The sequence below is a fragment of the Streptomyces sp. NPDC005898 genome, assembly GCF_040629635.1.
In the GTDB taxonomy this organism is placed as follows: domain Bacteria; phylum Actinomycetota; class Actinomycetes; order Streptomycetales; family Streptomycetaceae; genus Streptomyces.
In genome coordinates this window covers 18,314-32,552 of the sequence record NZ_JBEXWC010000031.1, presented here as the reverse complement: position 1 = coordinate 32,552, position 14,239 = coordinate 18,314, and the positions used below count along the sequence as shown (strand labels likewise).

Annotated in this window: 11 protein-coding genes and 1 riboswitch; of the genes, 2 read left to right on the top strand and 9 right to left on the bottom strand. The window is 72.2% G+C overall.

Annotated features, from left to right (window positions below; genetic code table 11):
- Positions 1-2 precede the first annotated feature (2 nt).
- The 9 genes from ABZ385_RS29670 to gcvT form a co-directional block, all read right to left on the bottom strand.
- On the bottom strand, positions 3-1,826 hold the full coding sequence (locus tag ABZ385_RS29670) for an acetolactate synthase large subunit (protein WP_358698967.1): 1,824 nt from the start codon (positions 1,824-1,826) through the stop codon (positions 3-5).
- A 369-nt stretch (positions 1,827-2,195) separates the two neighbouring features.
- Positions 2,196-3,689 carry an amino acid adenylation domain-containing protein gene (locus ABZ385_RS29665; RefSeq protein ID WP_358698968.1) on the bottom strand — a complete coding sequence of 498 codons (1,494 nt, stop codon included), beginning with the start codon at positions 3,687-3,689 and terminating at the stop codon, positions 2,196-2,198.
- On the bottom strand, positions 3,686-4,969 hold the full coding sequence (locus ABZ385_RS29660; RefSeq protein ID WP_358913846.1) for an MFS transporter: 1,284 nt from the start codon (positions 4,967-4,969) through the stop codon (positions 3,686-3,688). The genes ABZ385_RS29665 and ABZ385_RS29660 overlap by 4 nt, the downstream gene beginning before the upstream one ends.
- Complete coding sequence (locus ABZ385_RS29655) at positions 4,970-6,094, bottom strand: phosphopantetheine-binding protein (protein ID WP_358913845.1); 1,125 nt, start codon at positions 6,092-6,094, stop codon at positions 4,970-4,972.
- Positions 6,091-7,323, bottom strand: a complete 1,233-nt coding sequence (locus tag ABZ385_RS29650) for a hypothetical protein (protein WP_358913844.1) — start codon at positions 7,321-7,323, stop codon at positions 6,091-6,093. Before ABZ385_RS29650 ends, ABZ385_RS29655 begins: the two co-directional genes overlap by 4 nt.
- Before the next feature lie 377 nt (positions 7,324-7,700).
- Positions 7,701-9,086, bottom strand: a complete 1,386-nt coding sequence (locus tag ABZ385_RS29645; protein ID WP_358582336.1) for an L-serine ammonia-lyase — start codon at positions 9,084-9,086, stop codon at positions 7,701-7,703.
- Positions 9,087-9,243: 157 nt separating this feature from the next.
- Complete coding sequence (glyA, locus tag ABZ385_RS29640; protein WP_358582334.1) at positions 9,244-10,503, bottom strand: serine hydroxymethyltransferase; 1,260 nt, start codon at positions 10,501-10,503, stop codon at positions 9,244-9,246.
- Between the two features lie 11 nt (positions 10,504-10,514).
- Entirely contained in the window at positions 10,515-10,892 is a 378-nt protein-coding gene (gcvH, locus tag ABZ385_RS29635; protein ID WP_358582332.1) for a glycine cleavage system protein GcvH, read from the bottom strand.
- Between the two features lie 58 nt (positions 10,893-10,950).
- A complete protein-coding gene (gcvT, locus tag ABZ385_RS29630) occupies positions 10,951-12,075 on the bottom strand; it encodes a glycine cleavage system aminomethyltransferase GcvT (RefSeq protein WP_358698456.1) in 1,125 nt (374 codons plus the stop codon).
- 148 nt (positions 12,076-12,223) lie between these two features.
- A riboswitch (glycine riboswitch) is annotated at positions 12,224-12,327 on the bottom strand.
- 204 nt (positions 12,328-12,531) lie between these two features.
- Here gcvT and ABZ385_RS29625 point away from each other — a divergent pair.
- On the top strand, positions 12,532-13,197 hold the full coding sequence (locus tag ABZ385_RS29625; RefSeq protein WP_358913843.1) for an AAA family ATPase: 666 nt from the start codon (positions 12,532-12,534) through the stop codon (positions 13,195-13,197).
- Positions 13,198-13,256: 59 nt separating this feature from the next.
- Positions 13,257-14,036, top strand: coding sequence for an enhanced serine sensitivity protein SseB (locus tag ABZ385_RS29620; RefSeq protein ID WP_358587115.1), 780 nt, complete (start codon positions 13,257-13,259; stop codon positions 14,034-14,036).
- The last annotated feature ends 203 nt before the right edge of the window (positions 14,037-14,239 follow it).

The following is a 14,239-nucleotide window of genomic DNA, read 5'->3' as shown; positions in this document are numbered from 1 at the left end:
TCCTACTCCTCGTCGTCACCGAAGTCGGGACGGATGCCGCGGGCGGCCATGATGGCGTCGTTGGAGGTGCCGGCCGCGACCATCGGCCAGACCATCGCGTCCTCGTGGACGATGAAGTCGATGACCACGGGGGCGTCGTCGAGGGCCATGGCCTTCTCGATGGTCGCGTCCAGCTCCTCGGGCGTCTCGCAGCGCAGTGCGTGGCAGCCCATGGCCTCGGCGAGCTTGACGAAGTCCGGGACGCGGGTGCCGCCGGGCGCTCCTTCGGCCGCCTTTCCGTCGGTCGCCTTCCCGGCGTGCAGCACGGTGTTGGAGTACCGCTGCCCGTAGAAGAGGGTCTGCCACTGGCGGACCATGCCGAGGACGCCGTTGTTGATGATCGCGACCTTGATCGGGATGTTGTTGAGCGCGCAGGTGACCAGTTCCTGGTTGGTCATCTGGAAACAGCCGTCGCCGTCGATCGCCCAGACCGTCGCCCCGGGCTCGCCCACCTTGGCGCCCATCGCGGCGGGCACGGCGTAGCCCATGGTGCCCGCCCCGCCGGAGTTGAGCCAGCTGCCCGGCCGGTCGTACGTGATGAACTGGGAGGCCCACATCTGGTGCTGGCCCACACCGGCCGTGAAGATCGTGGAGTCGTCGGTCAGCTCCCCGATGCGCCGGATGACCTCCTGCGGGGAGAGGCGGCCGGCCGGGGCCGGCTCGTGGCCCAGCGGATACCTCGCGCGCCAGTCGTCGAGCAGCTTCCACCAGGCCGTGAGGTCGGCCGCGGTGCCCTTCGATCCTTCGCGCAGGGCGGCGACGAGGTCCACCAGCACCTCGCGGGCGTCCCCGACGATCGGCACGTCCGCGAAGCGGTTCTTGCCGATCTCGGCGGGATCGATGTCGGCGTGCACGACCTTGGCGTGCGGCGCGAAGCTGTCCAGCCTGCCGGTGACGCGGTCGTCGAACCGCACGCCGAGGGCGACGATCAGGTCCGCCTTCTGGAGCGCCGTCACGGCCGCGACCGTCCCGTGCATGCCGGGCATCCCCAGGTGCTGGGGGTGGCTGTCGGGGAAGGCGCCGATGCCCATGAGGGTCGTGGTGACCGGGATGCCGGTGAGTTCCGCCAGGGTCCGCAGCTCGGCGCAGGCCCGTGCCTTGAGGACGCCGCCACCGACGTAGAGCACCGGGCGCTCGGCGGCGGCGATCAGCCGGGCGGCCTCGTGGATCTGCTTGCTGTTCGGCCTGGTCGTCGGGCGGTAGCCGGGGAGCCGGTGCTCGGCCGGCCACCGGAAGACCGTCTCCTTCTGCAGCGCGTCCTTGGTGATGTCGACCAGGACGGGCCCGGGACGGCCGGTCGAGGCGATGTGGAAGGCCTCGGAGATCGCCCGGGGAATGTCGTCCGGGTCGGTGATCAGGAAGCTGTGTTTGGTGATCGGCATGGTGATGCCGCAGATGTCCGCCTCCTGGAAGGCGTCCGTGCCGATCGAGGAACTCATCACCTGGCCGGTGATCGCCACGATGGGCACCGAGTCCATGTAGGCGTCGGCGATCGGGGTGACCAGGTTGGTGGCGCCCGGACCGCTCGTCGCCATGCAGACGCCGACCTTGCCGGTGGCCTGCGCGTAACCGGTCGCGGCATGGCCCGCGCCCTGTTCGTGCCGCACCAGGATGTGCCGCACCTTCGTCGAGTCCATCAGCGCGTCGTACGCCGGGGTGATCGCGCCGCCCGGTATGCCGAACGCCGTTTCCGCGCCGACGAGTTCGAGGGATCGGACGAGGGACTGGGCGCCGGTCATGGTCCCGGATTCAGGCGTGGAGAGGGGTATGTCTGCGAGCTGGTTCATCAATTCCGGATTTCTTCTTGGTGCCGCTTGGGACGGGCCCGGGGCCGGGGATGGCGGTGACGGGGAGGCGTCACCGGGTGCCCGGGGAAAAGCGGCGGGATATGCCAAGAACGAAAACCCGCGAGAGAGGCGCAGGGTATGCGCTCAGGCCTCGGGCGTGCGGTCCGACGGAGCGGGACCGTCGGTGTGCGTGATGCGTATCCGCTGGTGAGCGGAGCTTGATCATAGGCACAGCGGTCCGTGGAGCGACAGTGCGATCTCGAATAATGAAGGTAAAGAGATTGTTGAATGCACGTTTCTTGAAGGGGGCTCAACCAAGGCGCGAACTTGCGGTGTTGGCGGCCCGGCCCAGTCATCTCCCCTGCCGGATCAGTCGAGTTCGGCGGCGAGGCGCCGGCGGTCGATCTTGCCGTTCGCGTTGGTCGGCAGCCGCTCGGCCCAGATGAACCGGCTCGGCACCATGTACGGCGCCAACTTGACGCGCAACTCCTTGGTCAGTGCGGCGGGCGAGGTGCGCTCCCCGGTGTAGACGGCGACCAGCCGACCGCCGTTGCCGCCCGAGGCCTGGTGCACCACGACCGCGTCCTCGACGCCCGGCGCCGCCCGCAGTTTCGCCTCGATCTCCGGCAACTCCATGCGGTAGCCGCGGAACTTGACCTGCTGGTCCAGCCGGCCCCGGTGGACGAGCACCCCGTCCTCCTCCACCGAGACCACGTCCCCGGTGCGGTACCAGTCGCTCTCGGCCGGCTCGTGCCCCGCCGGCGGGTGGAAGCGCCCGATGTTGTCCGACGGGTCGAAGTAGCCGTCGAACCGCTGCGGGCCGCGCACGCACAACTCGTCGTCCAGCAGCGTGTACTCCATCGCGGGATGCGGCGTGCCGATGGGCACCGAGCCGTTGCTCGTCGTCGGCCACTGATCCCGATCGGCGGGCAGCCGGTACGAGGTGACGGTCACCGTCAGCTCGGTCGGGCCGTACACGTTGTCGATCGTGCTGCCCGGCGCGGCGTCGGCCCACACCCGGGCCTGCTCGAAGGTGAGCTGCTCGCCGCCGAACAGGCTCCGGCGCAGGCCGGGCATCGCGCCGGGCGGCAGCAGCTTCAGCCGGTTCGCGAGCGTCACGACGTAGGGCACGGAGAACCAGTGCGTGATCCCCCGGGCGCCGACGAAGGCGGCCGGGTCCAGGACCTCGGCGGCGCTCGGCACCACGAGGGCCGCGCCACCGGCCCAGCACACGAACAGGTCGAACACCGACATGTCGAAGGTGAGGTCGGAGATCTGGGAGAACCGGCAGCCCGGCGCGCTCTCGTACCGGTCGACGTGGTGCCGTACGTAGTCCACGACGTTGCGGTGGCGGATCGGCACCCCCTTGGGGCGCCCCGTCGAGCCGGACGTGAACACGATGTACGCGACGTCGTCGGCACTGCCGGCGCAGGGGCCCGGGGCGGGGCCCGTCGAAGGAGCCGTCAGCGTGCGGTCGCTCTCCACGAGCGTCGCCACCGAAAGGCGCTTGGCCGACTCCCTCGCGGCGGCCACCACGGCCGCGTCCAGCCCCTCGTCCACCAGGAGCAGCCCGAGCCCGGCCTGTTCGGCGATCGACTCGATGCGCTGCGGCGGGAACTTCGGGTTCAGCGGCACCACCGTCGCACCCCTGCGCAGGATCGCCAGATACCCCGCGTAGGCGGCGAGGCTCCGCGACGCCAGCAGCCCGACGCGCGCGCCGGGGCCGACGGTGAGACGGCCGGCGAGGCCGTCCACGACGGCGGCCAACTCGGCGTAGGTCAGGACGTGTTCGTCGACCTCCAGCGCCGTCTCGGCCGGGTGCCGGCGGACGGTGTCGAGAAACGACGCGTACAGCGTGCTCATGCGGATGCGGTGTCCTTCCCAGGAGCGGTTTCATGACGCAGCAGCAGCGCCGAGAAGAGGCCGGAGGCGAGCACGAGCGCGCCGAACGCGACCCAGCCCGTGCTGCCCGCCGCGACCACGAGGACCATGGCGGTCGGGCCGGCGATCTCCGTCGCCGGTGTGGACATGTCGAAGGTGGTGAGGTACTCGGCGCGGCGGTCCACCGGCGCCAGGTCGAACGAGATCACCCACCAGCTCGCGGTGTCGGCCATCTCCCCGAAGCCGACCAGGGCGGTCCCCGCGCACAGCAGCAGCGCGGCCGTCCCCGCCCCGACGTGCGAGGCCAGCGCGAACCCCGCCATCCCCACGCAGGTCAGCGCGCAGCTGACCAGCAGGGCGCGCCGGGCGGCGGCGAGGTTCGTCACGCGCGCGGAGATCGCGACCTGGAACAGCACCACGAGGAGCGTGTTGACCCCGAGCAGCAGTCCCGCGATCCAGCGCGGCGCCTCGGTCTCGGTGACCACCCACAGCGGCAGGCCCACGGTCAGCACCCCGGACGCGACGATCCCGCAGACGCTGCGCAGGCCGGTCAGCGTCATGTACCGCACGTCGCCGAGCGCCCCGTGCCGCGTCGTCGCGGCGGGGGGCGCCGTGCCGGGCAGCCCGGCCTCGATCCGTGCCACGAGCGCGGCGCTGACGAGGAAGGTCAGTACGTCGAAGAGGAAGGCCGCCTGGAAGGCGGACCGGCCGCCCCCGGCGATCGCGACCGCGGACAGGCCCGCCGCCGCGGTGAAGCCGAGGTTGCCGAGCGCGCGGCGGATGCCCAGCACCTCGGTGCGGGCCTCGTCCGGCACCGCCTCGGCGATGATCACCTGGTACATGGCGTAACGTCCGGCCTCCGCCACGCCGTTCAGGATCAGCAGGGCGCCGATCGGCACCACCCCGGAGGTGAAGGGCAGGACGCCGATCAGCACCGCGCGGATCAGGTTGGAGCCGATGGCGTAGCGGCGCGCGCCGATCCGGGGCATCAGCCGGCGGGCCGGCAGGGTCGCGAGCAGGCCCCCGGCCGCCGCCAGCGTCAGACAGCCGGCGACCTCGGCCTTGGTCAGACCGGCCGGGCCGACGAGGAACAGGGTCAGCAGACCGAGCGCGATCCCGTTGCCCGCAGAGTCGATCAGCGCCTGCCGGGCCAGCGTGCCGCGGGCGCCCGGCCGGCCCAGCTCGGTCAGCCAGCCGGGCAGCCGGCCGCGGCCCGGCGGGGGTGGCACGGCGGCGTCCTCGACCGACGGCGTGAGGGTCATCTACCGCGCCCCGACTTCACCGGCGAGCAGGTCCGCCGCCGCTATCAGCCAGCGGGCGATGGTCGCGTCGTTCGGCGCCTCGAGGAGCTGGAAGTGTTCGAGGCGGATGCCCCAGCAGTGGCCGGCGTCGAGGGCCGGGGCCCAGGCCGGTTCCGGCGCGCAGGGCGCCCACACCGTCTCCGTGGCGCCCGGCACGCTCTCGTCGGCGGCCACGCTGCGGAGCATGGCCCGGCGGTCGTCCGGGTGGTGCCGCACCGGCTCCCACCCGCCGAGGATCGCGGCGTTGGCGGCGTACACCTCCCACGCCTCCTCGACCTCGTCGGCGCCCGCGTTCTTCGGCAGGGTGCCGGCCTCGGCCGCGGCGGCGGCGACGGCCGCGAAGTCCCGCTCGCCCGCCGCGTCGATGAACTCGGCGGGTTCCCGGGCCGTGATGCGCCAGCCGACGCGCACGAACACCTCGAAGGTGGCGGTGAGCGACAGGGCCGGGTCGCCGGGGGAGGGCGGGTCGATCTGCAGCGCCGACACCCGCTCGTGCCCGATCCGCGCGGCGAGGGCGGCGGCGACCTCGTGGGCGAAGACACCGCCGAGGGAGTACCCGGCCAGCACGATCTCGTCGAAGTCCGTCGCCCCTTCGCCGATCAGAGCGTCCGCCAGGCCGTCGGCGACGGCCCGCATGCCCTCGCGCGAGAGGGCCGCCGGGGTCTCGCAGGCCCAGACCGCGTCGGCCAGCGGCAGCAGGCGCGCCATGCTCGCGTAGCGGGTCACGGCGCCGGACTGCGGCGGCAGGAAGCACCACAGGCGGCCCGCGCCGGCGTTGCGCAGCCGCACGACGGTGCGCCCGGTCGTGTGGTGGGCGGCCGGCACGGAACCCTCGTCGATCAGCAGCGCCGTCACCAGGCCGGCCTGCGACGGGGAGCGGTAGACGTCCTGGATGCGCACCGAGCGGCCCAGCTCCTCCTGGAGGTGCTCGATCATCTCCACGGCGGCGAGCGAGTCACCGCCCACCTCGAAGAAGCTGACGTCCGCCGACTCGGGCTCCTCGCCCAGCACCTCGCTCCAGGCCCGGCGGACGGCCTCGGTGACGACGGCCTCGGCCGAGGGGGTGTTCAGGGTGGTGACGGTCACGCGTACCTCCAGGTGATGTGGCGATCGATGTGTCGTTCCACGGCCGCCGAGCGGTGCGCCAGCTCGTCCAGGTCGGCCGCCTCCAGCCATACGTCGACCACCCGGCCGATCGAGCCGCGCCGCCAGTCGACGGCGGAGCCGGGGGCGAGGACGCGTCCGGCGCCGAAGACGCCCGGCATCCGGCGCAGGTCGGCGAGGCCGGTGATGCCCTCGACCGCGGTCGCCGCCATGGGGGGCTGCACCCACCGGACCATGGCCACCTGCTCGGCGGGACGGATCAGTTCGGCCACGCGCGCCGCCTTGGCGCCGGCGGCGATCTCGACGGCGAGGCTCACCACGTCGGCCACCCCGGCCCGCGGGACCAGGCGTTCCAATGAGCCGCCGAGCCGGCCGTTGACCTCGATGACCTGCGGGCCCTTCGGGGTCACCTTGATCTCGGTGTGGGTCAGGCCGGTGGTCACACCGAGGGCCCGCACCGCCCGCAGGGCCAGCTCGCGGACCTCGGCGCCGAGATCCCCGTCCAGGGTCAGGGGGTGGACCAGGCCGCGTTCGCGCACCGGCGGTGCCAGGGGCAGCCGGCCCGTCATGCCGAGGCAGCGGGCCTCCCCGTCGGCCAGGGCGTGCTCCACGGACAGATAGTCGGCGAGCCACGACCCGGGCAGCCGGCCGGCGCCGACGATCGCCTCTTCGAGGACGCAGCGCCGGCCGGCGACGAGGTCACCGGTGTGCGCCCGCAGGTCGGCGAAGCTCTCCAGGTAGAAGGTGTCCCGGCTGGAGGCCCCCGCGTCGGGCTTGAGCACCGCCGGGTAGACCGACTCGGCGAGGTGCGCGGGCAGCTCACCCTCGAACGAGAACGAGGTGGTGGAGACGTGCCCCGCGCCCTGCTCGTTGAGCCGGCGCCGCTGGGCGGCCTTGCTGGTCAGGAAGGCGCAGGTGGCGGCGGTGTGACAGGGCAGTTCGAAGTGGGCGCCGATCCAGGAGGCGAGTGGCAGCAGCACGTCGACGAAGGCGACCACGCCCCTGGGCCGGTACCGCTCCAGCTCGGTGAGCAGCGCCGCGTCCCCCTGGCTGCCCGAGACCACCGGCCCCAACTGCCCCAGCAGGGACAGCACGGTCGGGGGCAGTGGCTCCGTGGGGTCGACGACGAAGACGGCACCGCCGAACGGCGCCGCCGCTCCGGCGATCCGGTGCGGGCTTGCCGCGCCATGAGCGTACGGAACGATGATCACTGGCAGTGGCCCCCATTGCGCTGCCTGGGCCCGATCTCGCGGGCGGTGATGACGATGCCGCGTCACGGGCCGGGTACTGAATGCCGGCGACAGGCGAGAACGTAGCAGCAGCTTTTGAGGAAAACAGCCGGATGTCTCGCTTTCCGAGACGGTCTCACCGACGTTTTGAGGGAGAGCCAAAAGGATGGCGGCCGGGTGGCCCGGCGGCCCTGCGGACGGCGTCCACCGATCCTGGGGAACGCCATTTCCCTCTCGTCCGGCGCCGGAAAAGGAGGCCTTTCCGAGAAAAGAGCGCGTACGTGGGGCGGAGTCCGCGCCGAGTGAATTCGAGATGTCCCGTCGTCGACCGCGACGACGGGATCACCTCGCGGAGCGCCTCAGCACTCGATGATGTTCACCGCGAGCCCGCCCCGGGCCGTCTCCTTGTACTTGACGGACATGTCGGCGCCGGTGTCCTTCATGGTCTTGATGACCTTGTCGAGGGACACCTTGTGGGAGCCGTCGCCGCGCATCGCCATCTTGGCGGCGGTGACGGCCTTCACGGCCGCCATGCCGTTGCGCTCGATGCACGGGATCTGCACGAGGCCGCCGACCGGGTCGCAGGTCAGGCCGAGGTTGTGCTCCATGCCGATCTCGGCGGCGTTCTCCACCTGCTCGGGGGAGCCGCCGAGGACCTCGGCGAGGGCGCCCGCCGCCATCGAGCAGGCGGAGCCGACCTCGCCCTGGCAGCCGACCTCGGCGCCGGAGATGGAGGCGTTCTCCTTGAAGAGCAGGCCGATCGCCCCGGCCGCGAGCAGGAAGCGGACCACGCCGTCCTCGTCGGCTCCGGGGATGAAGTTCATGTAGTAGTGCAGGACGGCCGGGATGATGCCCGCGGCGCCGTTCGTCGGGGCGGTCACGACGCGGCCGCCGGCGGCGTTCTCCTCGTTGACGGCCATGGCGTAGAGCGTGATCCACTCCATGGAGCGGGCCTGCGGGTCGCCCTCGGCGCGCAGCTGGCGGGCCGAGTTCGCCGCGCGGCGGCGCACCTTCAGACCGCCCGGCAGGATGCCCTCGCGGGACATGCCGCGGGAGACGCAGGCCTGCATGACGCGCCAGATGTCCAGGAGGCCCTCGCGGATCTCCTCCTCGGTGCGCCAGGCCTTCTCGTTCTCCAGCATCATCGCGGAGATGGACAGACCGGTCTCCCGGGAGAGCCGCAGCAGCTCGTCGCCGGTGCGGAAGGCGTACTTCAGGACGGTGTCGTCCGGCACGATCGGGTTCTCGCCCGAGCCGCCCTCCTGCTCCAGGACGGTCTCGTCGACGACGAAACCGCCGCCCACGGAGTAGTACGTCTTCTCCAGGACGAGGGCGCCGTCACGGTCGTACGCGAAGATCGTCATGCCGTTGGCGTGGTACGGCAGGGCCTTGCGGCGGTGCAGCACCAGGTCCGTGTCGAAGTCGAAGTCGATCTCGTGCACGCCGAGCAGGCTGAGGCGGCCGCTGCTCTTGATCGCCTCGACGCGGCCGTCGGCGGACTCCACGTCGACGGTGCGGGGCGACTCGCCCTCCAGGCCGAGCAGGACGGCCTTGGGGGTGCCGTGCCCGTGGCCGGTGGCGCCGAGCGAGCCGTACAGCTCGGCCCGTATCGCGGCGGTGTGGGCCATGAGGCCCTCGTTCTTGAGGCGGCTCGCGAACATGCGGGCGGCCCGCATCGGGCCGACCGTGTGGGAGCTGGACGGGCCGATGCCGATCGAGAACAGGTCGAAGACCGAGATGGCCACGGGAGACTCCAATGGTTTTGGTGGACGCCCCGTCCGCCGGGGTGGTGCGGAGATCGGGGCGTGCGCCGGGCATGAGCGGGGGCACCGCGCTCACTGTGTTCAGTTCCAGTGTGCGCGGTGCCCCGGAGTTACGTACGAAGGAAAGCGTACGAAATGACTACAGGCTGGGGTACAGGGGGTGCTTGTCGGCCAGGGCCGAGACCCGGGCCTTCAGGGCGTCCGCCTCGAAGCCGGGCTTGAGGGCCTCGGCGATGATGTCGGCGACCTCACGGAAGTCGTCCTCCTGGAAGCCGCGCGTGGCGAGCGCCGGGGTGCCGATCCGCAGGCCCGAGGTGACCATCGGGGGGCGCGGGTCGTTCGGGACCGCGTTGCGGTTGACCGTGATGCCGACCTCGTGGAGGCGGTCCTCGGCCTGCTGCCCGTCCAGCTCGCTGTCGCGCAGGTCCACCAGGACCAGGTGCACGTCGGTGCCGCCGGACAGGACGTCGACGCCGACGGCCTTCGCGTCGTCCTGGACCAGGCGCTCGGCCAGGATGCGGGCGCCGTCCAGGGTGCGCTGCTGGCGCTCCTTGAACTCCTCGCTCGCGGCGACCTTGAAGGAGACCGCCTTGGCCGCGATCACGTGCTCCAGCGGGCCGCCCTGGAAGCCGGGGAAGACCGCGGAGTTCAGCTTCTTCGCGAAGTCCTTGTTGCGGGCCAGGATGATGCCGCCGCGCGGGCCGCCCAGCGTCTTGTGCGTGGTGGAGGTCACCACGTCCGCGTGCGGCACCGGGTTCGGGTGCAGCCCGGCGGCGACCAGACCGGCGAAGTGCGCCATGTCGACCCACAGGTACGCGCCGACCTCGTCGGCGATCCGGCGGAACTCGGCGAAGTCCAGCTGCCGCGGGTAGGCGGACCAGCCCGCGATGATCACCTTCGGGCTGTTCTCCTTGGCCAGGCGCTCGACCTCGGCCATGTCGACCAGGCCGGCCTCGTCCACGTGGTACGCGACCACGTTGAACTGCTTGCCGGAGAAGTTCAGGCGCATGCCGTGGGTGAGGTGGCCGCCGTGCGCCAGGTCCAGGCCGAGGATCGTGTCGCCGGGCTGGGCGAGCGCGAAGAGGGCGGCCTGGTTGGCGGAGGCGCCGGAGTGCGGCTGGACGTTGGCGTACTCGGCGCCGAACAGCTCCTTGACGCGCTCGATCGCGAGTCGCTCGGTGACGTCGACGTGCTCACAGCCGCCGTAGTAGCGGCGGCCGGGGTAGCCCTCGGCGTACTTGTTGGTGAGGACGGTGCCCTGGGCCTCCATGACGGCGACCGGAGCGAAGTTCTCCGAGGCGATCATTTCCAGGGTCGACTGCTGGCGGTGCAGCTCGGCGTCGACGGCGGCGGCGACGTCCGGGTCCAGCTCGTGCAGAGGGGTGTTCAGAAGCGACATCGGGATGATCCTTAGCTGCCGGAGAACTCGGTGTACTCGTCCGCGGAGAGCAGGTCCTTCGGCTCCTCCGCGATCCGGACCTTGAAGAGCCAACCGCCCTCGAAGGGAGCCGAGTTCACCAGCGACGGGTCGTCCACGACGTCCTGGTTGGCCTCGACGACCTCGCCGCTCACCGGCGAGTACAGGTCGCTGACGGACTTGGTCGACTCCAGCTCGCCGCAGGTCTCGCCCGCGGTCACCGTCTCACCGACCTCGGGAAGCTGCACGAAGACGACGTCACCGAGCGCGTTGGCCGCGTGCTCCGTGATGCCCACCGTCGACACGCCCTCTTCGGCGTCCGACAGCCACTCGTGCTCCTTGCTGTAGCGGAGCTGCTGGGGGTTGCTCATGACCTGAATTCTCCTGTACGCGGGTGGGTGCTGCGGAACGGGAAAGGTGTGCGGGGGGTCACTTCCGGCGCTTGTAGAAGGGCAGCGCCACGACCTCGTACGGCTCGTGCGTACCGCGGATGTCCACGCCCACGCCGGGCGTGCCCGGGGCGGCGTGCTCCGCGTCGACGTACGCCATCGCGATCGGCTTGCCCAGCGTCGGGGAGGGGGCGCCGGAGGTGACCTCGCCGATGACCTGGCCGTCCGCGACGACGGAGAAGCCCGCACGCGGCACGCGGCGGCCTTCGGCGACCAGGCCGACCAGCTTGCGCGGCGGGGCGCTCTCGGCGCGCTCGGCGGCGGCCGCGAGCGCCGCGCGGCCCACGAAGGTGTCGGCCTGCGAGGTCTTGTCGAACTTCACCACCCGGCCGAGACCGGCGTCGAAGGGCGTGAGGGCGGCGGTCAGCTCGTGCCCGTACAGCGGCATGCCCGCCTCCAGGCGCAGCGTGTCGCGGCAGGAGAGGCCGGCCGGCACCATGCCGGCGGGCGTGCCCGCCTCCATCAGCGCGTTCCACAGCTTCTCCGCGTCACCGGGGGCGACGAAGAGCTCGAAACCGTCCTCGCCGGTGTAGCCCGTGCGGGCGATCAGGGCGGGGACGCCCGCGACGGTGCCGGGCAGGCCCGCGTAGTACTTCAGGCCGTCCAGGTCGGCGTCGGTCACCGACTTCAGGATGCCGGGGGACTCGGGGCCCTGGACGGCGAGCAGCGCGTAGGCGTCGCGGTCGTCGCGGACCTCGGCGTCGAAGCCCTCGGCGCGGGCGCTCAGCGCGTCGAGCACGACCTGGGCGTTGGAGGCGTTGGCGACGACCAGGTACTCGCTCTCGCCGAGGCGGTAGACGATCAGGTCGTCGAGGATGCCGCCGTCCTCGGCGCAGATCATGGTGTAGCGGGCGCGGCCGACACCCACCGAGCCGATGTTGCCGACCAGCGAGAAGTTCAGCAGGTCGACGGCCTCGGGGCCGGTGACGGTGATCTCGCCCATGTGGGAGAGGTCGAAGAGGCCGGCCTTGGTGCGCACGGCGTTGTGCTCGTCGCGCTCGCTGCCGTAGCGCAGCGGCATGTCCCAGCCCGCGAAGTCGGTCATGGTCGCGCCGAGCGCACGATGCACGGCATCGAGGGCGGTGAGGCGGGGGGCAGTGCTCATGAGGGAACTCCCAGGGCATGACGGGCGAGGTCGATCCTCCCCATCTGTCATCGGAACCTGAGAGGTTCGCCGCGAGCGTCCCGACATGCGGGACGGACGGCTTGCACCTTGGGTGGAGCCGGCGTGCCGGCTCGCTTTTCAGATGTGCCTCGCCCGCGCGGTACGGGGCCTGAGAGATTCAAGGGAGGGACTTGCTCCTTCGGCGCCCCGGGCCCATGCGTGCTGGTCCGGGAACTCTCCCGCGCGGATTCAAACGGCCGGTATGGAGTTGGCGCGCACATCATTGCACGCGGCCGGGGCCAGGGGGACTGGTGGTCCGGCCGCGGGGGGTCCGGCACGGGCTCCGGAAATTTCCCTTGTGCCGCATTACCTTCTCTTTACACTTGCCGGGGAAAGCAGTACGTGACCGCTATGGGGAGGCCGATCACGGTGCGCAGCAGGACGAGCGTCCACGCCATGACCACGGGGATGGCGCTGCCGAAGCAGGCTGCCGCCCCGGCCCGGGAGGGCTGCGGCCCGCTGCCCGTGCCCGTCGTCCGGGACCTGCGGCAGCGGGGCGGGCACAGCCCCCACCGCCTCACCTTCGACGAGGGTGACCTGGTCGTCGTCTCCGGGCTGCCCGGCGGCGGGAAGTCCACGCTGATGCGCCAGGCCGTCACGGGCCCCCGCGTCGACTCCCAGGACACCCGCGACGCGTGGGCCGCCCGCATGCCCGCCCCGCTGCCGTACGCGCTCTACCGCCCCCTGGTCCGCCTCGCGCACTACACGGGCCTGCGCCGCGTCCTGCGGTCCGGCGCCGGCGTCGTCGTGCACGACTGCGGCACCCAGCCCTGGGTGCGCCGCTGGCTGGCCCGCGAGGCCGCCCGACGGGGCAGGACACTGCACCTGCTCCTGCTCGACGTGCCGGCCGACACCGCCCTCCAGGGCCAGCGCGAGCGCGGCCGGGGCGTGTCCCGGTACGCCTTCGCGCGCCACCGCAGGACGGTCGGCCGGCTGGTCGGCGCCGCCGAGCGGGGCGACCTGCCGCGCGGCTGCGGGTCGGCGGTGCTCCTGGACCGGGCGGCGGCACAGGTGCTGCGGGCCGTCTCCTTCGACGGCCGGGGGATCGCCTTCGACCGCTGAGGGCGGCCGACGTTAGGGTTCAGCCGCAGGCTAAGCGGTCGCGAGCAGGGGTTGGACAGATGAACTTTCCGGCGCAGGCACACGCCCATCCGTACGGGGGATGGCCGGGCAACGAACTGGAAGAGGTCCTCGCGGCCTGCCTCGGCGCCCCCGCCCCGGCGGGCGGCCGCATCGTGGAGGTCCTCGGCCGCAGCCACCTCTGGGTCCCGCTGCCGAACGGCGGCGGCCCCGACAGCCGCACCCTGGACCTGCCCACGCTGGAGATCGACGGCCAGGCCTACGTCCCCGTCTTCACCTCCGAGCAGCAGTTCCGCCAGGCCCTCGGCGACGCGGCGGACCGCATGGGCTGCACGGTGGCGCCCGCCGTGGAGTTCGCCCGGGGCCTGCCACCGCAGCTGGGCATCGCGCTGAACCCCGAGGGCACCGTCGGCGTCCCGCTGCCGCCGGCCGCCGTGGCCGAGCTGTGCCGGGCGGGGCGCACCCCGCTGGACGGGCCGACCACCGGCGGCCGGGTCCGCCTCTTCGAGCCGGACTGGCAGGAGGACCCGGTGGACTTCCTCGCCGCCGCCGCCGGGGAGTTCGAGGCGACGGGCGTCGTCCTCACCGCCCGCCGCTGCCTGGCCGCCGTCGAGACGGACGAGCCGACCCTGTTCGTCGGCGTCGAACTGGCCACCTGGGAGGGCCCGGCCCGCGAGCTGCCGATGGAGGCCCTCGGCCGCGCCCTCGGCCGGGTCCCGGTGGCCTGGCCGGTCAACCTCGTCCTGCTGGACGTGGCGCAGGACCCGGTGGGCGACTGGCTGCGCGCGAAGGTGCGGCCGTTCTTCCAGCGGCACGCCTGAGCCCGCGCCGGTCGGGGCGCGATGTGAAGCGCGTACGTCAAGTCCGCGCCCGCCTCGCCGCTTAAGCTGGTTCCATGGCCCGGCCGGGGCGGTGCGGGTTCGTAGTGAAGGGGCGGTAACGGGTGAGTGCGTCGGGCACGGCTGCGGCCGATGGGGCCTCCCCTGGACGAGCTGGCTCAAGTCCTCGGGGACAGGTCGAGCAG